Genomic DNA, 22578 nt, shown 5'->3' with positions numbered 1-22578 from the left:
TGAAAGATCTCAGTCATTTTTATATTTGGACAATATATTATTATAGATGTAGAAAGTGGAAAATTGGAATGTCATGTAAAAGACACTATTTATATAGTAGAAGGTGGTCTAAATTATTCATATTTACAGTAAAAAGAGATGTTGATAAGGATTATGAAGGTGGAGTTTCTTCAATAATAGTTGATAAATTTAAAGTAGGTAAGTTTATTTCAAGAGATTCAGAAATATATGGAGGAAGTTTTTACTTAAAATCTATTATCACAACTTTACGACAAAAAGGTATAAATGAATAGAAAATAAAGTTCGAATCATTTATACCTTAAATAAGTACTGGTGTGAAATTATTATTTAGATGTTTAGATGAAGCATTTGAATTTTGAATATTATATAAAAAGAGAGGTTAGATTTCACATTGTGACATCTAACCTCTCTTTATTTAAATATTAATTGTAACAATACGTAATAATTATTCTAGAATGATTATTCAATACCTCTACGCATTTTTTCCGCCATAAGCGTATTATTTAAAACCATAGTAATAGTCATTGGGCCAACGCCACCAGGAACTGGAGTAATTGCGCCTGCAACTTCTTTTACTTCATCATAAGCAATATCACCTTTTAATTTACCATTTTCGTCTGGTGTGTTACCAACATCAATTACAACTGCGCCTTCTTTGACATCTTCTTTTGTAACTAATCCCGGACGACCAACAGCACTAACGATGACATCAGCATTTTTTAAATAATTTTGCATATCCTTAGTTCTTGAATGCAGAATCGTAACAGATGCATTTTTTTGTAATAACAATTTAGATACTGGTTGTCCTACGATATGACTACGTCCGATAACAACTGCATCTTTACCTTCTAAATCAATATCAGCATGATTTAATAATTCCATAATGCCTAAAGGTGTACATGGAACGAAAGTTTGTTGGTCTATATAAAGTTTACCAATATTTTCAGGGTGGAAGCCATCCACATCTTTTGTTGGATCTATAGATTCTATAACTTTTTGTTCACTTACTTGTTTTGGTAAAGGTACTTGTACTAATATACCGCTCACAGTATCATCTTCATTTAAACGTTTAAGTTCGTTTAGAACGTCTTCTTCAGATGTTGATTCATCTAAATGTACGATTTCAGAAATCATACCAATTTTTTCTGCTGCTTTCTTTTTAGAATTTACATAACTTTGACTTGCACCATCGTTACCTACAAGTATTACAGATAGTTTAGGTGTGTAACCCTTAGATTGCAAAGCTTCAACTTGATCTTTAAGACCTTGTCTGTAATCTTTTGCGATTTGTTTCCCGTCTAAAATTTTAGCGACCATGAAAAATCCTCCTCCAATGTGTGTACTTTACTTAACTTTAACATAAAAAACTCGATGAATAACAACCAAAAGACGTAGATTGAATCATTTTTTTGATTTAAAGTTCGATTTTTGATTGAAAAACCATCGTTTAGTTGTTATGCTATATCTGTAATATACATCTAATAGTAGTATCATTTCAAATTTCTGAAAGGGTGTTCATTGTGAAAGTGGTAGTTATAATGGGGAGTTCTTCTGATTGGGAGACAATGAAAGAAAGTTGTCTTATGCTAGACCAATTAGAAATTCCTTATGATAAAAAAGTAGTCTCAGCGCATCGTACGCCACAATTAATGTTTGAATTTTCTAAAGAAGCAAGAGAAAAAGGATATGATGTCATTATTGCTGGAGCAGGTGGTGCGGCACATTTACCAGGTATGGTAGCATCAATGACAACATTACCCGTGATTGGGGTACCAATCGAGTCAAAAAGTTTAAAAGGATTAGATTCGCTATTATCTATCGTTCAAATGCCAGGAGGTATACCAGTAGCAACAACTGCGATAGGCAAAGCTGGTGCCAAAAATGCAGGCGTGTTAGCGGCTAGGATTTTAAGTATTGGCAATAAAACAGTCCAAAAAAATTTGGAAAATTTCGAAAAATCATTAGTTGAGAAAGTGAGTGAGATGCAACATGAGCTTCAGTAAATTAAAATTCGGTTCGACTATTGGAATTATTGGCGGAGGTCAGCTAGGTAAAATGATGGCACAATCTGCCCAAAAAATGGGATTTAAAGTCATTGTACTTGATCCTGATCAAGAATGCCCTTGTCAATATGTTGCACATGAATTTATTAATGCCGCTTACGATAATCAAGAAGCTTTAAATCAACTTGGTGAATCATCGGACGTCATTACTTACGAATTTGAAAACATTTCAGCAAGTCAATTACAAACATTAGTCTCAAAATATAATGTTCCTCAAGGTTATCAAGCAATTCAGTTACTACAAGACCGATTGACTGAAAAGCAAACGTTGCAAGCAGCACAAACTCAAATTGCACCATTTGTTCAATTATCTGAACCGAGTGATTTGAATCAAGCAATTGAAAATATTGGTTATCCATTTATCGTAAAAACACGTTTCGGTGGTTATGATGGTAAAGGTCAAGTTTTGGTTAAAGACGCAATTTATATTGATGAAGCAAAGTCGCTTGTTGATAAACAAGAATGTGTAGCCGAACAATTTCTAGACTTACAAAAAGAAGTTTCACTTACAGTGACGATTGGCAATGATAACCAAATCACGTACTTTCCACTCCAAGAAAATGAACATCAACATCAAATACTTTTTAAAACAATTGTACCAGCCCGTACAGATATAGAAAAAGAACAAGAAGCACAAAATGAAGTTAAAAAAATTATTGATCACATCCATTTTGTAGGTACATTTACCGTTGAATTCTTCATCGATACACATAATCATTTATATGTTAATGAAATTGCACCGAGACCACATAATTCAGGACACTATTCAATAGAAGCATGTGATTACTCTCAATTCGATACACATATATTAGCAATTACAGGACAAAAATTACCACAATCTATTGAATTGCTAAAACCTGCAGTAATGATGAATTTATTAGGTAGAGATTTAGATCTTTTAGAAGATCAATTTGCTGACCATCCAGATTGGCATGTGCATATATATGGTAAAAACACACGTAAATCAGATAGAAAAATGGGTCATTTAACTGTTTTAACTGATGATGTGACTCGTTCTGAAGAAATATTGTTAAACAGATATGAAGGGAGATACAACTAATGTCTTTGTTATATGAAGGGAAAGCGAAAAGAATTTTCTCAACTGGAGAACCTGAAATACTACGCGTTGAATATAAAGATGAAGTGACAGCTGGAAATGGGGCTAAAAAAGATTTCATAGAAGGTAAAGGACGATTAAACAATCAAATTACTACTAGAATTTTTAATTTTATAAAAGCTCAAGGCGTGAATAGTCACTTTATTGAACAGACTTCTGAAACTGAACAACTTGTGAAATCGGTAGATATTATTCCTTTGGAAGTAGTAGTAAGAAATATTGCAGCTGGTTCTATAACAAAGAGATTAGGTTTTGAAAAAGGTCATGAATTTGATGCTCCACTCGTAGAGTTTTTCTATAAAAATGATGATTTAAATGATCCATTGATTACAGAAGATCATATTAAGTTATTACACATAGCAACAGATGATGAAATTGCTATTTTAAAAGAAGCGGCTAAAGAAATAAACACGATACTTGTTCAATTAATGGATCAAATGGATTTAAGGTTAGTTGACTTTAAAATTGAATTTGGGCGTACGACAGATGGTCAAATTATATTAGCTGACGAAATTTCACCAGACACTTGTCGCATATGGGATAAACATAGCGATACAAATTTTGATAAAGATGTATATCGTGAAGACACGGGATCAATTATTGAAACATATCAAACTTTCTTAAATAAATTGGAGGCACTATAAAAATGAAAACAATCGAATTACACATCACTTTACAACCGCAAGTACTTGATACACAAGGACAAGCATTAAACCGCGCAGTACATGATTTAGGATATAAACAAGTGAACGATATTCGTGTAGGTAAAGTTTTATATATGACAATTGATGAAGCAACTGACGAAGCTGTACACAATGTGGTTACAACACTAAGTGAAAAATTATTTGCTAATACTGTAATTGAAGAATATAGTTACAAAGTTTTGGATGAAGGAGAGAAAGCTTAATGAAATTTGCAGTGTTGAAATTTCCAGGATCAAACTGTGACCGAGATATGTATAACGCGGCAGTGAAATCTGGTGTCCAAGCAGAATTTGTAGATTATAGAAATACTTCTTTAGAAGGGTTTGATGGTGTACTTATACCTGGCGGCTTCTCATTTGGAGATTATTTACGCTCAGGTGCGATGGCGAGTGTTGCACCGATTACTGAAGAAGTTAAACGTTTTGCATATGAAGGGAAACCAGTTTTAGGTGTATGTAATGGTTTTCAAATTTTGACTGAAATTGGACTGTTACCAGGTGCATTATTGCATAACGACTCTCATTTATTTGTGAGCCGTAATGAAACTTTAAAAGTTGTAAATAATAAAACGATGTATACCAATTTATATGAAGCAAATGAAGAAGTAATTTATCCAGTTGCACATGGTGAAGGGCACTATTATTGTACACCAGAAATGTATGAAGCATTAGAAGCCAACAATCAAATTGTTTTAAAATATCTGGACAATCCGAATGGTTCGTATAATGACATAGCCGGAATTATTAACGAAAAAGGAAATGTATGCGGTATGATGCCACATCCAGAACGCGCAATTGAGTCAATTCTAGGCACTGATAGTGGAGTGAAATTATTTGAAGCAATGGTAAATAGTTGGAGGGAACAAAATGTCTAAATTTTTAGAACCAAGCTCAGAGGAAATTAAATTAGAACGCTTATATAAAGATATGGGTTTAACTGATAAAGAATACGACAAAGTTTGTGAAATCTTAGGACGTGCACCTAATTTTACTGAAATAGGTATTTTTTCTGTAATGTGGAGTGAACATTGTTCATACAAACATTCAAAGCCATTTTTAACACAATTCCCAACTACTGGTAAACATGTATTAATGGGGCCGGGTGAAGGCGCTGGTGTCGTGGATATTGGCGATGATCAAGCAGTAGTATTCAAAGTTGAATCACATAACCATCCTTCAGCAGTAGAACCTTATCAAGGCGCAGCTACAGGAGTGGGCGGCATCATTAGAGATATCGTTTCTATGGGTGCAAAACCTATCAATTTACTAAATAGTTTACGCTTTGGTGAATTAACAGAGAAACAAAATCGTCGTTTATTGCGTGGTGTTGTCGCTGGTATCGGTGGTTATGGTAACTGTATTGGTATTCCAACTACTGCAGGTGAAATTGAGTTCGATAGTAGATATGATGGCAACCCTTTAGTTAATGCAATGTGTGTAGGTGTAATCGACCACGACATGATTCAAAAAGGGACTGCAAAAGGTGAAGGCAACCCAGTGATTTATGTTGGATTAAAAACTGGCCGCGATGGTATTCATGGTGCTACATTTGCTTCTGAAGAACTAAGTGAAGATAGCGAAAGCAAACGACCATCTGTTCAAATTGGTGATCCATTTGTGGGTAAAAAACTAATGGAAGCAACACTTGAAGCAATTACATTTGACGAACTTGTGGGGATACAAGATATGGGTGCAGCCGGACTTACTTCTTCATCTTCAGAGATGGCAGCAAAAGGTGGCAGTGGTTTACACCTTAAACTTGAAAATGTACCAACTAGAGAAGAAGGCATTTCACCATATGAAATGATGCTCTCTGAAACGCAAGAACGTATGCTACTTGTTGTTGAAAAAGGTACAGAGGATAAATTTTTGAAATTATTCGACAAGCATGAATTAGATAGTGCAGTAATTGGTGAAGTGACAAATACAGACCGTTTTGTTCTTACTTATGAAGACGAAGTATATGCTGACATACCAGTACAACCGTTATCAGACGAAGCACCTGTATACACTCTAGAAGGTGAAGCACCAGAATATAGTACAGCAAAAAATGATTATAGCAATATTGATGTGGAAAATGTGTTTGACCAATTACTACAACATCCTACAATTGCATCAAAGCGTTATTTATATGAACAATATGACCAACAAGTCGGTGCAAACACCATTGTAAAACCTGGTTTGCAATCATCTGTAGTACGTGTTGAAGGTACAAATAAAGCTATTGCATCCACAATTGATGGTGAAGCACGTTACGTATTTAATAATCCGTATGAAGGCGGAAAAATGGTCGTCGCTGAAGCATATCGTAATTTAATATCTGTAGGTGCTACACCATTAGCTATGACTGATTGTTTGAATTATGGTTCTCCAGAAAATAAAGAAATCTATCAACAACTTGCAGACTCAACAAAAGGTATGGCAGAAGCTTGTGAAGTCTTAAGCACTCCTGTCGTGTCTGGTAACGTGTCGTTATATAACGAAAATAGAGAAGCATCTATTTTCCCAACACCGGTTGTAGGTATGGTTGGATTAATTGAAGATATTCAATATCTAAATGAATTTACTCCGCATGCAGGAGATACTTTATACATTGTTGGTGAAACAAAAGACGATTTTGGCGGAAGTCAAATTGAGAAACTACTTTACAAAGAGGTCAATCATGAGTTTGAAGCGATTGATTTATCGGACGAAGTACGTAAAGGCGAATCTATTAAACAAGTAATTCGTAATGGTGTTGCATCACATGTACAAACAGTTGGTAAGGGTGGATTACTAGTGACATTGGCTCGTATAAGTGCACATTACCAATTAGGTATGAACGTTAATTTAGATGTTACAAATGAACAACTTTTCAGTGAAACACAAGGTCGTTATGTTGTTGTAGTTAAAGAAGGTCAATCGTTCGATGTAGAAAACGCAGTAGAAATTGGTAAGTTAACTCAAGACAACCATTTCCTCGTATCAAACAAGGAAGTTCGAGTAACACGAGAAGTTAAAAATCTGAATGAATTATGGGAAGGGGCTATTCCTAAATGTATGACTACAGTGGATTAAATGAAGAGTGTGGTGTATTTGGAATTTGGGATCATCCGGAAGCTGCACAGTTAACATATATGGGGTTACACAGTTTACAACACCGTGGCCAAGAAGGCGCTGGTATCGTGTGTTCGGATGGCGAATCACTTGTTGGACAACGCGGTATGGGTTTACTTACTGAAGCAATTTCAGATACCCAACTTGAATCTTTTAAATCCTATAAACATGCAATTGGTCATGTACGTTATGCCACTTCTGGTAATAAAGGAATAGAAAATATCCAACCGTTTTTATATCATTTTTATGATATGAGTGCCGCAGTTTGTCATAATGGTAATCTAATTAATGCACAAAGTTTAAAAAGATCGTTAGAACATCAAGGTTCTATTTTTCATTCTTCATCAGATACAGAAGTAATTATGCATTTAATACGTCGAAGTAAGGCACCAACCTTTGAAGATGCGCTTCAAGAAAGTTTGAGAAAAATCAAAGGTGGCTTTACTTTCGCATTATTAACGAAAGATGCGTTATATGGTGCAGTTGATCCTAATGCAATTCGCCCGTTAGTTGTAGGCAAAATGAAGACTGGTGCATATATCATTGCTAGTGAAACATGTGCGATTGATGTATTAGGCGCAGAATTTGTGCAAGATATTCATGCAGGTGAATATGTTGTGATTAATGACGAGGGTATTAGAGTAGAGTCATATACAAGACATACGACAACTGCAATTTCAGCAATGGAATACATTTATTTCGCAAGACCTGATTCTACGATTGCTGGTAAAAATGTTCATGCGATTAGAAAACAATCAGGTAAACAGCTTGCCCAAGAAAGCCCATCTGACAATGCTGACATGGTCATTGGTGTGCCAAACTCTTCTCTATCTGCGGCTTCAGGTTATGCAGAGGAAAGCGGATTACCTTATGAGATGGGACTTGTTAAAAATCAATACGTAGCACGTACATTTATTCAACCTACGCAAGAACTACGAGAGCAAGGCGTACGAGTTAAGCTGTCTGCAGTTAAAGATATCGTTCATAATAAAAATATTGTACTTGTTGATGATTCCATTGTAAGGGGTACGACAAGTAAACGCATTGTACAAATGTTAAAAGACGCTGGTGCAAATGAAGTGCACGTTCGTATTGCATCACCAGAGTTCATGTTCCCAAGTTTTTATGGTATAGATGTCTCGACTACAGCTGAATTGATTTCTGCGAATAAATCGCCTCAAGAAATTAGCGAGCATATTGGATCAGATTCCTTAGCATACTTAACTGTCGATGGACTTATTCAATCTATTGGACTGAATGAAGATGCACCATACAGTGGTTTATGTGTAGAAAGTTTTACTGGAGATTATCCAGCTGGACTTTATGACTATGAGTCTGACTATCTAGAGCATTTAAGTGAGCGTCAAAAGGAATATTTAGCAAATCATACACAATACTTTGATAAAGAGGGGAATTTAAATGTCTAAAGCATACCAACAAGCAGGTGTCGACATTAACGCAGGTTATGAAGCGGTAGATCGTATGTCAAGTCATGTCAAAAGAACAATGCGTAAGGAAGTACTTGGTGGACTTGGCGGTTTCGGCGCAACATTTGATTTGTCACAATTGAATATGAAAGCACCATTACTTGTTTCAGGAACTGATGGTGTTGGAACAAAGTTGAAATTAGCTATAGATAACAATAAGCACGATACAATAGGTGTCGATGCCGTTGCAATGTGTGTGAATGATATTTTAACAACCGGTGCAGAGCCACTTTATTTCTTAGATTATATCGCAACACATAAAGTTATTCCTGAAGTCGTTGAACAGATTGTCAAAGGGGTAAGCGATGGCTGTGAAGAAACAAACACTGCACTTATTGGTGGAGAAACAGCTGAAATGGGAGAAATGTATCACGAAGGAGAATATGATTTAGCAGGTTTTGCTGTAGGCGCTGTAGAAAAAGATGAATATATCGATGGTACTTCAGTAGCACCAGGACAAGTCATTATAGGTCTCGAATCTAGTGGTATTCATTCAAATGGTTATAGTTTAGTTAGAAATTTAATTAAAAAATCTGGCATTAACTTAAATGATAAGTTTGATGAACAACGCACATATCTAAATGTCTTTTTAGAACCTACACGCTTATATGTTAAACCAGTGCTTGCTGTCAAAGATGCAGTGAAAATCCATGCAATGACGCATATTACTGGCGGTGGTTTCTATGAAAACATTCCTAGAGCTTTGCCTGAAGGAATTACGGCAAAAATTAATACGTCACAATTCCCAACACCACCAATATTTGACTGGTTACAAGCACAAGGAGAAATCTCAACTGAAGAAATGTATAACGTTTTTAATATGGGTGTTGGCTTTACATTAATTGTAGACAAAGAAAATGAAGCAGCAGTGTTAAATATATTGAAAAAACAACAAGTTAAAGCATACCAAATTGGTGAAATTGTTAAAGGTGATCAGCCAATTCAATTATTGGAGGTATAACTGTGACTAAAATAGCTATTTTTGCGTCAGGATCAGGCAGTAACTTTGAAAGCATCATGACTCAAATCGAAGAAGGTAATTTACCGAATATAGAAGTCACTGCCTTATATACAGACCAAGTAAATGCGTATTGTATTGAGCGTGCTAGAAAATATAATTTAGATGTTCATATCAATGAACTTAAAAATTTTCCTTCTAAAGCAGATTATGAGCGCAAAATTATCGAATGGCTTACTTCAGAACAAGTAGAATGGATTGTCCTAGCTGGTTATATGAAACTGATTGGTGAAAATATATTAAAAGCATACAATAGACGTATTATTAATATACACCCTTCACTGTTACCTAAATATAAAGGTAAAGACGCAGTAGGCCAAGCTCTGGAGAGTGGCGACACGATTACAGGTACAACAGTGCATTATGTGGACAGTGGGATGGACACAGGAGAAATTATCGAACAATGGACATGTGATATATATACGGACGATACTAAAGAACAACTAGAAGAAAGAATTAAAGTGATGGAACATAAGTTATATCCGAAAGTGATATCCAAAATCATTCAATAAGAGGTGCCAATACAAAATGAAAAAAGCAATTTTAAGTGTGTCTAATAAAAGTGGTGTTGTGGCATTTGCCCAATCCTTAAACCAATTAGGGTATGAGTTATATTCTACAGGTGGCACGATGCAAGCTTTAGTTGAAGCAAATGTTCCAGTAAAATCAATTTCAGAATTAACACAATTTGAAGAAATTATGGATGGAAGAGTTAAAACATTACATCCATCTGTTCATGGTGGTATACTAGCTGATCGTGATAAGCCAGAGCATTTGGAACAATTAAAAGAGCAACATATTGATCTTATAGATATGGTTGTAGTTAATCTATATCCATTTAAAGAAACTGTAGCGAATCCTGACGTTACAGAAGGCGATGCAATTGAAAACATCGATATTGGTGGACCAACTATGTTACGTGCTGCAGCTAAAAACTTTAAGCACGTGACGACAGTCGTACATCCAGCAGATTATAATGAAGTTATCGAAAAATTGAAAAATGACGATTTGGATGAAGCGTACCGTAAGTCACTTATGATTAAAGTGTTTGATCACACAAATCAATATGATGCAGCAATTGTTGAATTCTTTAAAAATAATAAAGAAAGTTTACGTTATGGCGAAAATCCACAACAATCAGCACAGTTTGTTCGTACATCTACTGCAGCGCACACACTTGGAGGCGCTAAACAGTTACATGGTAAACAATTAAGCTATAACAATATTAAAGATGCAGATGCAGCTTTATCACTTGTTAAGCAATTTGAACAACCAGCGGCAGTAGCGGTAAAACATATGAATCCTTGTGGTGTAGGTGTTGGAGAAACAATTAATGATGCTTATCAACATGCTTTTGAAGCGGATAGTCAATCTATTTTCGGTGGAATCGTTGCTTTAAATAGATCTGTAGATAGTACGTTGGCAGAAACTTTACATGAAATATTCTTAGAAGTTATCATTGCTCCAAAATTCACACAAGAAGCATTAGATATTTTAAGTAAAAAGAAAAATATAAGACTTTTAGAAATTGATATGACGATTGATAATAGTGAACAAGAAGTCGTGTCTGTTTCAGGTGGTTATTTAGTACAAGATAAAGATAATGTGAAATTAACACGTGACGATATGAAAGTGGTTACGGAAGTTGAGCCTACTGAAGCACAATGGGATGCAATGTTATTAGGATGGAAAGTGGTTGCATCTGTGAAAAGTAATGCTGTCATTCTAAGTAATGCAAAACAAACAGTCGGTATTGGCGCAGGGCAAATGAACCGTGTTGGGTCAGCAGAAATCGCCATAGATCGTGCGATAGAAATGAATGATCAAGTTGCAATGGTATCAGATGGTTTCTTCCCAATGGATGATACAGTTGAATTAGCAGCTAAGTCAGGTATCAAAGCTATTATTCAACCAGGTGGATCAATTAAAGATCAAGCATCTATTGATATGGCGAACAAATATGGTATTGCAATGGTAACTACAGGCGTTCGACACTTTAAACATTAAGGGAATTGGAGGCAATATACTTTATGAAAGTACTTGTAATTGGTGCAGGTGGTAGAGAGCACGTAATAGCGCACAAACTGAAGCAATCACCACTTGTTAATGAAATATTTGCAATCCCAGGTAATGACGCAATGTCGAAAGTTGCACAGGTACATAGTGAAATAGCAGAAACAGAACATGAACAAATTGTGGCTTTTGCACAACAACACGGTATTACATGGGCAATCATTGGCCCTGAACAACCTTTAACAGAAGGATTAACTGACAAATTAGAAGCTGCACAAATAAAAGTATTTGGACCTAATCGAGCAGCAGCACAAATAGAAGGTTCTAAATTATTTGCGAAAGAATTAATGAAAAAATATGATATTCCAACTGCTGAATATACTCAAATTACAAATAAGCAAGATGCATTAACTTATATTCAATCATGTGAATATCCTGTTGTATTGAAAAAGGATGGATTAGCGGCAGGTAAAGGTGTTATCATTGCGGAAAGTTATGAGGAAGCATTATCGGGTGTAGAAGAACTATACCAAGAAGAAGGAATCGTGGTTTTTGAACAATTTCTTGAGGGTGAAGAATTCTCATTAATGACTTTCGTAAATAATGACTATGCTGTGCCGTTTGATTGTATAGCTCAAGACCATAAACGTGCATTTGATGGCGACTTAGGTCCAAACACTGGAGGAATGGGGGCGTATTGTCCAGTTCCTCATATTGACGCATCTATTATCAAACGAACAAATGATGAAATTGCACAGCCTATTGCAAAAGCAATGGTTAATGAAGGCTACTCATTTTTTGGTGTACTTTACATTGGAGCAATTATTACAGATGAAGGTCCAAAAGTGATTGAGTTTAATGCACGTTTCGGCGATCCCGAAGCTCAAGTGCTTTTAACTCGTATGGAAAGTGATTTGATGCAGCATATTTTAGATTTAGAAGCTAAAAAACCAATACAATTTCAATGGAAAGTCGATTCCGTAGTAGGTGTTATGCTTGCATCTAAAGGTTATCCAGCAAATTATGAAAAGGGTAAAACTGTTTCTGGATTCGATTTAGATGGTCAATACTTTGTAAGTGGATTAAAAAAAGAACAAGATATATATGTGACATCTGGTGGCCGTGTCATTCTAGCTTTAGGTGAGGGAAAAGATATTGCAAGTGCAAAAGCTAAAGCGTATGAAGCAGTCGATAAAATTAAAAGCAATGCATTGTTTTATCGAAAGGATATTAGTGATAAAGCACTTAAATAGCAATTAAAGTAATTTACAAATGATTATTTTGAATTATATAAATGTAATCAAGAAAATTGAATTAGCTATCAAAAAAACGTTAAGACAAAATGGTTTAAGTTTTGTCTTAACGCTTTTTTATTTAAATTATATGGATAGTAAAGTGATTCAGTAAATACTTGAAATACGCACATCATTAATTCCTGTGATTGGAATATATTGTGCTAGGAAATATGCAGCGATTAAAATAGAACTTACAACTACGATTAATAAAAGATCTTTATACGAGAAAGGTGCATAATAATAGTATGTTCTAGGTCCGTCTTTAAATCCTTTTTTCTCCATAGCAACTGATAATTGATGTGCTTTTCTGATGTTTTGACTTAGTAGTGGTATTACAAGGTGTTTTAAACGTTGAAATCCTCTATAATTACGTGAATCAATCATTTGATAGCGCATTTTCAATGATTTTCTGAGTTCGAACAATGAAGTGAACATCAAAGGTACCATTCTAATTGCTGCCATAAAGGCATAAGCCACTTTAGGTTTAACTTTGAGATGTTGCATAAGACTATAGAAAATCATGACGATTTGTGATGTGAAGGCAATTAAAATTCCAAAAAGAGAAACTGTTGTCGTACGCATTGCTAAATGTAGACCACGATATAAACTTTCGGTAGTAATTTGAATAAAGCCTAGCTTAAATATCGTGTGTGTCCCATCACCATAAAAAATCATGAATAAAGCAGATATCAAACTAAAAGTGACAGTAAAGAGTATGAAAACAAAAGTGACCTTGAATTTCAAACCATTAAATAAAAGTAGGAATATCAACATTAATAACGTTATATAGAGCATATAATCAAATTGATGTACAAAGATTACAAAGAAAAACAAAATGACTGCAATTGCTAATTTAGTAATAATGTTGACGTCATCAACAAATGAATAGTGTTTTTTCCACATCTCAAACATAAGTATCACCCTTTAATTCAGTTAATTGATGTTGATCGACATGGAGTCTACGGGTCGGATACCGTGCAATAATTTCTGAATCATGCGTCACCATTACAATCGTTTGTCCATTTTGTATACGGTTTTGGAATAATTTAATAAGGTTAAATGTATTATGACTATCGAGACCAAAGGTAGGTTCATCAAGTAAAATAAAGTCAGAAGATGAACTTAGTGCAATAGCAACGCTTAGACGTCTTTTTTGGCCTGTAGACAGTTCAAATGGATGCTGTGTTTTAACGGCTTGTAAATTTAGTATTTCAAGCATGTTTTGAGTCTCTCGCTCAGCTTCAGCAGTTGAACGGTTTTTATTCTTATATTGAATGTAAATTTCATCATATACAGAATGTGTAATAAATTGTAATTCTGGGTTTTGGTAAACTAAATACATATGCTTTGCGGCGGTTTTAATTTTTGATAGAGTATGATTGTTAAAATACATTTTTCCGTCATATTTAATTAGTTGCATCATCGATTCTAACAAGGACGTTTTGCCACTACCATTTGAGCCAGTAATGGTAATCCATTCGCCAGCATAAATGTTTAATTCTGATATGTTGATCAGTTGCTGTTTACCTCGTTTAATCAAACCGTTTTTAAATTTAAAGCTATCATCTGATTGTTGTGTAGTTGCATCATTTTGAGTTTTCGATGATGGTGGGGCGTATTGCCAAGCATTAGGATGCCAGACACCATATTCTGTTAATAGATGCTCATAGTCATGCAATATCTTATTAGGAGGTGCATCGGCTATTATGGCACCATCATAATTTAATAGAATGACACGATCAACATGTTGCCAAATATGTTCTACTTTGTGTTCTACAATTAACACAGTTTGGTCATGCCACAATGATTTTATTTTTTGCCATAAATCCGCAGTTGCATCCACATCTAGCATTGCTGTTGGTTCATCTAAGAATAGGGTGTTTGCTTGTTGTAACAAAGTTTCTGCAATTGCTAATTTTTGTTTCATTCCACCACTCAATTGATTAATATGTTGATTTTCATCGACATTTAAATCTACTGCTGACAAGGCAGATTGAATTCGGCTTTCCATTTCATCACGTGGTACGTGCAAATTTTCTAAAACAAAAGCCAGTTCCTCATATACTTTAGGCATACAAAATTGAGTGTCTGGATCTTGAAAAATAACGCCACAATCTTCTTCAATTTGTAATTCATCATATTTCATAGGTAAATCAATTAGAGTAGGAACGATACCACTTAAAACGTTTAATAACGTACTTTTACCTGAACCAGAAGGACCTAAGAGCAACACTTTTTCTTTGTTTTTTATATGAAGTGTTAAATTATCAAATATTTTATTATTACTGTTAGGGTATTTTAAGCGTAAATTTTTTGTGACTATCAACTTGATTGCTCCTTATAAATTGTCGTAATCGCTCTGAGTTGCAGGTCTGAATAATTTAGTGACACCGGTTTGATCTAAGGCTTTTACAATATAGTAAGATAAAAGTCCAGCCACAACAATTCCGCTTATAAGTCGAAATACGATATATAGCATAAGGTTCCAACCAGCTATTTCACCGAGATAACCGTAAGCAAAATCCAAGGGTAAAGTTGATACTGAGGCTAAGAAACCAGCCAACATTGCAACCATTGCTGAGCGAGATTTATATCTGAAAAGTGCAAAGATGAGTTCACATGCTAAACCTTGTATTAAAGCATAAATCATTGTAGCGATATCAAAACGGCCCATAACGATGGTTTCGCCGGCACCTGCAGCAAATTCAGCTAAAATAGCAATGCCTGCTTTAGGAATAATAAGATAAGCTACTATAGCTGCCATAAACCAAGCACCGTAAGTTAGTTCTTCAAAATGTAGACCTGTAACTTGTAACGCTTTATAGACAAAATTCCAAATATTATAAATGACAGCGAAAACTACTGCTATTAATACAGTTACCAGTATCTCAGAAAGTTTTAATCCTTTTGACATATATACTCCTCCTATATAAAAAAACGCACAACCTTCTAGAAAGGTGAGCGTTAAATACAGGCATACGGATACCATTTTTTATAAAAGTATCGCAATACACTTTCCTACGCTAGTTTAATCTAGATCAGGTTCAAAGGGTTTGAGGGTATACCTCATCTCAGTCACTAAACACCCCTAGTGCGAATGATTATTTAATTTAACTCTAATGTATGATTTTTAATCACTTCTGTCAAGGTTGTAAATAAAATTAATCAAAAATATTATGTATTCAAAATATATTGAGCCTTTCACTATATAAAACACTCTAAATGATTTAAGTTAGACGAAAGGTGAGGGAAGATAACATAAAGCTAAAAAAGAGAGCGAAACAGTAATCAAAAATTGACTCTGTAATCTCGCTCCCACAAAGTAGAATAGCTATCAGATAACTACTACTAGTATAATAATTAAGTCTGATACGTTTATATACGTCTAATTTACGCTTTAATTAATCAAATGTATCTTGAATATTTTTTTGCGTTTCTTCGCTATTTTCTTCAGACGAATCTTTTTCATCTTTTAATTTATCTTCAGTTTCTTTAGCTTTTTCAGCTGCTTTTTTATTTAATTCTTCTTTACTCATAAACAAAACACTCCTTCATGTTTTAATCATCTATACAATATAAATACCACGAAGAAAAAGAGGTAAACAAAAGTACTTAAAAAATGAAGGATAAAACTGTAAAATTAAAAGTAATATTAAATAAATTGTTTAGAGTAAAGGTATATGTGGAAATTTGACTATACAACTAATTTATATCATACTATAGACTTATTTATTGAAATTATTAAAGACAAGAGCTAAATGTTAATATATAATAACTTTGAGGTGAATGGTATGTCTTTTATGAAGAAACACGCTGAGATATTATATAGTTATATTATAGGCATCGTTTCGCTTTTCACAGGTCTCATCATTTTAATTAATTTACCAATGATCCATAAATTAAATGGCAAAGGTAAAATTGATTTACACATTCATAATGTATGGGATTTTATAAACGCATTTTTTGCTGAAATAATTAGGGTAATGAGCAATTACATAGGGGATTTTCCAGTAGTTAGCGCCATTTTAATAATTATATTTGGCATTGGATTAATTATGCTAGGAATTACTTTATTTAGAACAACACGATATGACTACGATATTTCAATATTCTTTTTAGTTATTGGTATTTTATTCTTTATCATAACGCTAATTTTAATGACCCAAGTTTATAGTTTTTTCGCTATTATTTTCGTAATACCATTTGTAATTCACATTGGTTATATCGTTTATAAAGATGAGTTAAATATAGAGCATAGAAAATATCATTATTTATGGATTATTTTCAGTTATGGGTTTAGTTATTTGATAACACAATTGGTGTTATATGGAAGAATCGAAAGTGATGAAATTATACCAATCGACATCTTAAGTGTTAACACATTTTTCATAATTATGTGGCTACTGGGACAAATGTCAATTTGGAATTTCTTATTCTTAAGAAGATCATTGCCATTAACAAAACAGGAATTAGGCGAAGAAGAACCAGAATTATCAAGAACGAGTAAGGACACTGTAACGAACCAAACGATAGAACGTTGGAAGACTTTACAAGACAAAACGACAGAATTCACACGTAAAACTCGCAGAAGTGTAGATATTCAGAAAGTAAGAGATAAGAAAGATAAATTTATTGAAAAATGGAAGAACATTATTGATATACAAGAAGATGATGTTCCAAATTGGATGAAGAAACCGAAATGGATTAAACCGAGTTATGTAGAATTATTTTGTGGTGCTGTTTTATTATTCTTCACATTAATTGAATTTAATAATAGAAATTCATTATTCGTTTCTGGTAATTGGGAGATTGGCCAAACACAATATGTTATTGAATGGATAACGTTGTTCATCTTAATGATCATCATCATTATTTATATTTTAACGACATTGACGAATTATTTGAAAGGCCGATTTTATTATTTACAATTATTTATGGTAAGTTTATTGTTCTTTAAATTATTCACTGAATTTATGAATATAATGGTTCATGGGCTATTACTTTCAATTTTCATTACACCGATTCTAGTTATGATGTTAATTGCAATTGTGGTAGCGTTTATAATTAAATTGCGAGAACCTTCTAGAGATTAAGAACTTAATACTGTTGTTTGACGAACCTATCTTCCAATTGGTTGGAAGATAGGTTTTTTTATTAAAAAAGATAAATACTTAGTCAAAACGTTTGAGCTAAATGAATATTAATGATGTTACGATGTACTTGAAATGATAAAATAAGTAAGCGACAGATAAATATAAAAAAATAGTAGAAAGGCTGACATAATTTTATGAAAACTGCCACATTAAATAGAGGTAAAGAAACAAAATATTTAAATGAATATCCATTGGTAAGCGAAGATGATATTTACGCACACGATCACTTACACGAAGGAGATTTATTTCAATTATTAAATGATAAAGACCAGTATATTGCAACAGCATATGTTGGACGTCAGCATAAAGGCATCGGTTGGGTATTGAGTTACTCGCGTGATGAAATTGTTAACACACAATTTTTTGAAAGATTATTTGATATTGCGAAAAAAGAACGTGAATATTTTTATAATGTAGAGGGTACAAATGCATTTAGAGTATTTAACGGAGAAGGTGATGGTGTTGGTGGTCTTACAATCGACAATTACAACGGTCATTACTTAGTTCAATGGTATTCTAAAGGTATTTATAAGTTCCGTTATAATATTTTGAGTGCGCTGAAAGCAATATTTGGTTATACGTCAATTTTTGAAAAGTTACGTTTTAAAGATGCTAATGTAGAAGGTGGCTTCGTTGACGGAGATGCACCGGAATTCCCAATTGTCATCGAAGAAAACTTTACATTTTATAATGTGCATTTAAATGATGGGCCAATGACGGGCATCTTTTTAGATCAAAGAGAAGTAAGAAAGAAATTAAAAGACCAATACGCGCAAGATAAAAATTTATTGAATTTATTCAGTTATACAGGGGCATTCTCAGTTGTAGCTGCAGAAAATGCAGAGATGACAACAAGCGTTGATTTAGCTAACCGTTCTCGAGCGCTTACTGAAAGTAATTTCGGTTTAAATTCTATTGACCCAGCGTCACAATACATTTATGTTATGGATACTTTTAATTTCTATAATTACGCTCGTCGTCATGATTTCTTCTACGATACAATTGTTATCGATCCGCCAAGTTTTGCGAGAAATAAGAAAAAAACATTTTCTGTATTAAAAGACTACGATAAATTAATTGTTGGTGCACTCGATATACTTGGACCTGAAGGTACATTGCTATTATGTACAAATAATAGTACGTTTTCACTAAAAGCTTTTAAAAATGTAGTTACAGAAACATTAACTAAAGAAGAAGTGGACTTTGAAATTATTGATGTCATGGGCTTGCCAAAAGATTTTAAGACGCATGCACACTATAAACCTTCAAAATATTTAAAAGCGATTTTTGTAAAAATACAGTAAAGTGTGAAAAAACGGGTATTATTCTTAGTGTATAGAATTTACTAAGGAGTGAACATAATGAGTTTTAAAAATAAAATCACAAATAACGTTACACAAAAAGTAGGAAATAAAGTCTTAAATATAGAAGATATAAATAATAAAGGTAGCATACCAACAACACATAGTGAAATTGAAGAACGTCGCCAACGTGCAGAGGCTTTAGTAAGAAAAAAATCAATGCTATCATCTGGGGTAAGTGTAGTACCTATTCCTGGTTTAGGCTTCAGTGTAGATATTAAACTTATGAAAGATATAATTGAGGACGTAAATAAAATTTATGGTCTTGATCATAAACAAGTTAATACCATGGGAGATGACATGAAAGAGCGTGTGCTAACTACTGCGGCAATTCAAGGCAGCCAATTTATTGGTAAAAAAGTATCAAGTGCTATTCTCAAAGTAGTTATTCGTGATGTAGCGAAACGTACTACAGCAAAACAAACGAAATGGTTCCCGGTAGTAGGTCAAGCAATCACTGCTTCTATAAGTTATTATTTCATGAAAAAAATAGGTAATGATCATATTCAAAAATGTGAAAAAGTTGCTAAATCACTTGTGTAAAACTACAGCGTTTTCACAAATTGTTAAATAAACGCTGAATATTGTCATGTCATGGGTGCAAGGAATTGAATTTATATATATAATTTGGTAATCTTATTATATAAAACTTTGTTAGGTTTTATAATAAACTAACGATTCTAACTATACGAAGGAGAAATAAATTATGGAACAAAAATCATATGTAATTATCGATGAAACAGGTATTCACGCTCGTCCAGCGACAATGCTTGTTCAAACTGCCTCAAAATTTGATTCAGATATTCAATTAGAATATAACGGTAAAAAAGTTAACTTGAAATCAATCATGGGTGTTATGAGTTTAGGTGTAGGTAAAGATGCTGAAATCACTATCTACGCTGATGGTAGCGACGAAACAGACGCAATCGAAGCAATCACTGAGATTTTATCTAAAGAAGGATTAACTAAATAATATGACTAACTATATAAATGGCATTGCTGCATCTGATGGTGTAGCTATTGCTAAAGCATATTTATTAGTTGAACCAGATCTTTCATATAATAGTGAAAAGATTACAGATATCGACGCTGAAATTGCTAAGTTCAATGACGCCATCGAAACATCTAAAGTTGAGTTAACAAAAATAAGAAATAATGCTGAAAAAAATCTAGGTGCTGATAAAGCAGCGATTTTTGATGCTCATTTATTAGTTTTAGATGATCCAGAGTTAATTCAACCGATTGAAGACAAGATTAAAAATGACCAAGTTAACGCACCAACTGCATTATCTGAAGTAACTGGACAATTCATTACTATATTTGAAAATATGGATAATGAATACATGAAAGAACGTGCTGCTGATATCCGTGACGTTTCTAAACGTGTGTTAGCACATATTTTAGGTGTAGAGTTACCAAATCCTAGTATCATTGATGAAAGCGTTGTTATAATTGGAAACGATTTAACGCCTTCAGATACTGCTCAGTTAAATAAAGAATTCGTGCAAGGCTTTGTAACAAATATTGGTGGAAGAACATCACACTCAGCAATTATGAGCCGTTCTTTAGAAATACCTGCGGTTGTAGGTACAAAATCTATTACTGAAGACGTTAAACAAGGCGATATGATTATCGTTGACGGATTAACAGGCGAAGTAATTATTGATCCTACAGATGATGAAGTAATCGCTTATGAAAATAAACGTGAACGTTTCTTCGAAGATAAAAAGGAATTACAAAAATTACGCAATGAAGAAACAAAAACAATTGATGGTAAACATGCTGAATTAGCTGCAAACATCGGTACACCTAATGATTTAACAGGTGTTATTGAAAATGGTGCAGAAGGTATTGGTTTATATCGTACGGAATTTTTATATATGGGTAGAGATGAAATGCCTACTGAGGATGAACAATTCGAAGCTTATAAAAAAGTTCTAGAAACGATGGAAGATAAACGTGTTGTTGTACGTACATTAGATATCGGTGGCGATAAAGAGTTACCATATCTAAATTTACCTGAAGAAATGAATCCGTTCTTAGGTTATCGTGCGATTCGTTTATGTTTAGACCAACCTGATATTTTTAGACCACAACTTCGTGCATTATTACGTGCATCTGTTTACGGTAAATTAAATATCATGTTCCCAATGGTTGCAACAATCAATGAGTTCCGTGATGCTAAAGCATTATTACTTGAAGAAAAAGAAAACTTAAAACAAGAAGGTACAGATGTTTCTGATGATATTGAATTAGGTATCATGGTTGAAATTCCTTCAACTGCTGCATTAGCAGATGTCTTCGCAAAAGAAGTTGATTTCTTCAGTATTGGAACAAATGATTTAATTCAATATACAATGGCGGCTGACCGCATGTCTGAACGCGTTTCTTACTTGTATCAACCATACAATCCTTCAATTTTACGTTTAGTAAAACAAGTGATCGAAGCATCACATAAAGAAGGTAAATGGACTGGTATGTGTGGCGAAATGGCAGGCGACGAAATCGCTATTCCATTATTATTAGGCTTAGGATTAGATGAATTTTCAATGAGTGCTACATCAGTGCTTAAAGCGCGTCGTCAAATCAAAGGTTTAAGCCAAAATGAAATGGAAGAATTGTCACAAAGAGCAATTAATTGTGCAACTTCTGAAGAAGTACAAGAACTAGTTGAGCAATATGCTAAATAATAAATAATAATTGAACATTTGAGTTCGAAAAAAGCTGATAGACCATTTATAGTGGGGCTATCAGCTTTTTTATTTTGCTATAAATTCAAAAAAATTAGAATTAACGTAATAAGTCATTGCATGTTGTTAAACAGTAACTTTGTAATAACGCTAAAAATCATATAGTTTAGAAAGTGAAAGATTTACTAATTCAAATGTAGGATGGCTACATTGCTTGATAATTATTCTATATTTAAAGTGTGGTTGATTTTATCAATGTCAATTTGGTACATTGGCTCATTATTCAACAAGATAAAAGGTGTGGCGAAAGCATCATAGTCTATCATTTCATTTCTATATTGGGAATTCGAGATGTTTTTTTCGCTATATGAGACGCCTTTATCTGACAAATAGTTTTTTATGAAAGTACAAGGTGGGCATTCATTTTGCGTATAAATTATTATTTTATCCATTAAAACTCGTCCTTCCTATTTTAAATTCGATATACTTTAATATAAGAAACTTTTTAAATTATTACAAATCTTTGACTTACATGCAAGTGGTCATTAATTTGTCACTATA

General features: G+C 33.6%; 23 protein-coding genes and 1 riboswitch. Of the genes, 17 read left to right on the top strand and 6 right to left on the bottom strand.

The features are described from left to right. Window positions 1–68 precede the first annotated feature (68 nt). Window positions 69–293, top strand: a complete 225-nt coding sequence (locus SOJ_RS10300) for a hypothetical protein (protein WP_002508036.1) — start codon at window positions 69–71, stop codon at window positions 291–293. A gap of 187 nt (window positions 294–480) precedes the next feature. Here the strand turns inward: SOJ_RS10300 and folD are convergent, their stop codons facing one another. Further along, window positions 481–1338 carry a bifunctional methylenetetrahydrofolate dehydrogenase/methenyltetrahydrofolate cyclohydrolase FolD gene (gene folD / locus SOJ_RS10295; protein WP_002508035.1) on the bottom strand — a complete coding sequence of 286 codons (858 nt, stop codon included), beginning with the start codon at window positions 1336–1338 and terminating at the stop codon, window positions 481–483. A 203-nt stretch (window positions 1339–1541) separates the two neighbouring features. Between folD and purE the strand changes: the two genes are divergently transcribed. The 11 genes from purE to purD are packed head-to-tail and all read left to right on the top strand — an operon-like array spanning window position 1542 to window position 12771. Continuing rightward, a complete protein-coding gene (gene purE / locus SOJ_RS10290) occupies window positions 1542–2024 on the top strand; it encodes a 5-(carboxyamino)imidazole ribonucleotide mutase (protein ID WP_037539562.1) in 483 nt (160 codons plus the stop codon). After that, window positions 2011–3144 carry a 5-(carboxyamino)imidazole ribonucleotide synthase gene (gene purK, locus SOJ_RS10285; RefSeq protein ID WP_002508033.1) on the top strand — a complete coding sequence of 378 codons (1134 nt, stop codon included), beginning with the start codon at window positions 2011–2013 and terminating at the stop codon, window positions 3142–3144. Before purE ends, purK begins: the two co-directional genes overlap by 14 nt. Continuing rightward, window positions 3144–3845, top strand: coding sequence for a phosphoribosylaminoimidazolesuccinocarboxamide synthase (gene purC, locus SOJ_RS10280; protein ID WP_002508032.1), 702 nt, complete (start codon window positions 3144–3146; stop codon window positions 3843–3845). Before purK ends, purC begins: the two co-directional genes overlap by 1 nt. Before the next feature lie 2 nt (window positions 3846–3847). Further along, window positions 3848–4108 carry a phosphoribosylformylglycinamidine synthase subunit PurS gene (gene purS / locus SOJ_RS10275; RefSeq protein WP_002508031.1) on the top strand — a complete coding sequence of 87 codons (261 nt, stop codon included), beginning with the start codon at window positions 3848–3850 and terminating at the stop codon, window positions 4106–4108. Then, complete coding sequence (purQ, locus tag SOJ_RS10270; RefSeq protein ID WP_002508030.1) at window positions 4108–4779, top strand: phosphoribosylformylglycinamidine synthase I; 672 nt, start codon at window positions 4108–4110, stop codon at window positions 4777–4779. The genes purS and purQ overlap by 1 nt, the downstream gene beginning before the upstream one ends. Continuing rightward, a complete protein-coding gene (gene purL, locus SOJ_RS10265) occupies window positions 4772–6961 on the top strand; it encodes a phosphoribosylformylglycinamidine synthase subunit PurL (protein ID WP_002508029.1) in 2190 nt (729 codons plus the stop codon). The genes purQ and purL overlap by 8 nt, the downstream gene beginning before the upstream one ends. Beyond that, the gene (gene purF, locus SOJ_RS10260; RefSeq protein WP_002508028.1) at window positions 6940–8427 is read left to right on the top strand and encodes an amidophosphoribosyltransferase; all 1488 of its coding nucleotides are present in this window, start codon (window positions 6940–6942) and stop codon (window positions 8425–8427) included. Before purL ends, purF begins: the two co-directional genes overlap by 22 nt. Continuing rightward, on the top strand, window positions 8420–9448 hold the full coding sequence (purM, locus tag SOJ_RS10255) for a phosphoribosylformylglycinamidine cyclo-ligase (protein WP_002508027.1): 1029 nt from the start codon (window positions 8420–8422) through the stop codon (window positions 9446–9448). Before purF ends, purM begins: the two co-directional genes overlap by 8 nt. Window positions 9449–9450: 2 nt before the next feature. Further along, complete coding sequence (gene purN, locus SOJ_RS10250) at window positions 9451–10017, top strand: phosphoribosylglycinamide formyltransferase (protein WP_002508026.1); 567 nt, start codon at window positions 9451–9453, stop codon at window positions 10015–10017. Window positions 10018–10033: 16 nt separating this feature from the next. Further along, window positions 10034–11512, top strand: coding sequence for a bifunctional phosphoribosylaminoimidazolecarboxamide formyltransferase/IMP cyclohydrolase (gene purH, locus SOJ_RS10245; protein WP_002508025.1), 1479 nt, complete (start codon window positions 10034–10036; stop codon window positions 11510–11512). Between the two features lie 23 nt (window positions 11513–11535). After that, a complete protein-coding gene (purD, locus tag SOJ_RS10240; RefSeq protein ID WP_002508024.1) occupies window positions 11536–12771 on the top strand; it encodes a phosphoribosylamine--glycine ligase in 1236 nt (411 codons plus the stop codon). A 147-nt stretch (window positions 12772–12918) separates the two neighbouring features. Here purD and SOJ_RS10235 read toward each other — a convergent pair whose 3' ends face one another. The 4 genes from SOJ_RS10235 to graF form a co-directional block, all read right to left on the bottom strand. Next, window positions 12919–13725, bottom strand: a complete 807-nt coding sequence (locus SOJ_RS10235; protein WP_002508022.1) for an energy-coupling factor transporter transmembrane component T family protein — start codon at window positions 13723–13725, stop codon at window positions 12919–12921. Beyond that, window positions 13718–15139 (bottom strand): ABC transporter ATP-binding protein, encoded by a 1422-nt coding sequence (locus tag SOJ_RS10230; RefSeq protein WP_002508021.1) that lies wholly within the window; start codon window positions 15137–15139, stop codon window positions 13718–13720. The genes SOJ_RS10235 and SOJ_RS10230 overlap by 8 nt, the downstream gene beginning before the upstream one ends. A 12-nt stretch (window positions 15140–15151) precedes the next feature. After that, window positions 15152–15727, bottom strand: a complete 576-nt coding sequence (locus SOJ_RS10225; RefSeq protein WP_002508020.1) for an ECF transporter S component — start codon at window positions 15725–15727, stop codon at window positions 15152–15154. Between the two features lie 84 nt (window positions 15728–15811). After that, window positions 15812–15913, bottom strand: a riboswitch (TPP riboswitch). A 301-nt stretch (window positions 15914–16214) separates the two neighbouring features. Beyond that, window positions 16215–16349 (bottom strand): glycopeptide resistance-associated protein GraF, encoded by a 135-nt coding sequence (graF, locus tag SOJ_RS14620; RefSeq protein ID WP_002508019.1) that lies wholly within the window; start codon window positions 16347–16349, stop codon window positions 16215–16217. A 255-nt stretch (window positions 16350–16604) separates the two neighbouring features. Here graF and auxA point away from each other — a divergent pair, with 255 nt between their 5' ends. From auxA to ptsP, 5 genes are all read left to right on the top strand, one after another. Next, window positions 16605–17906: a lipoteichoic acid stability factor AuxA gene (gene auxA, locus SOJ_RS10220; protein ID WP_002508018.1), complete on the top strand. Its 1302-nt coding sequence runs from the start codon at window positions 16605–16607 to the stop codon at window positions 17904–17906. Window positions 17907–18100: 194 nt separating this feature from the next. Next, the gene (locus SOJ_RS10215) at window positions 18101–19270 is read left to right on the top strand and encodes a class I SAM-dependent rRNA methyltransferase (protein ID WP_002508017.1); all 1170 of its coding nucleotides are present in this window, start codon (window positions 18101–18103) and stop codon (window positions 19268–19270) included. Window positions 19271–19327: 57 nt separating this feature from the next. After that, entirely contained in the window at window positions 19328–19870 is a 543-nt protein-coding gene (locus tag SOJ_RS10210) for a hypothetical protein (RefSeq protein ID WP_002508016.1), read from the top strand. Between the two features lie 163 nt (window positions 19871–20033). Next, window positions 20034–20300: a phosphocarrier protein HPr gene (locus SOJ_RS10205; RefSeq protein WP_002508015.1), complete on the top strand. Its 267-nt coding sequence runs from the start codon at window positions 20034–20036 to the stop codon at window positions 20298–20300. A gap of 1 nt (window position 20301) precedes the next feature. Next, on the top strand, window positions 20302–22017 hold the full coding sequence (gene ptsP / locus SOJ_RS10200) for a phosphoenolpyruvate--protein phosphotransferase (RefSeq protein WP_002508014.1): 1716 nt from the start codon (window positions 20302–20304) through the stop codon (window positions 22015–22017). Window positions 22018–22238: 221 nt separating this feature from the next. Here the strand turns inward: ptsP and SOJ_RS10195 are convergent, their stop codons facing one another. Beyond that, window positions 22239–22469, bottom strand: coding sequence for a glutaredoxin family protein (locus SOJ_RS10195; protein WP_002508013.1), 231 nt, complete (start codon window positions 22467–22469; stop codon window positions 22239–22241). Between the last annotated feature and the right edge of the window lie 109 nt (window positions 22470–22578).

This window comes from Staphylococcus sp. OJ82, from assembly GCF_000294465.1.
Lineage (GTDB): Bacteria > Bacillota > Bacilli > Staphylococcales > Staphylococcaceae > Staphylococcus > Staphylococcus equorum.
This window is presented reverse-complemented; position numbering and strand designations above follow the sequence as displayed.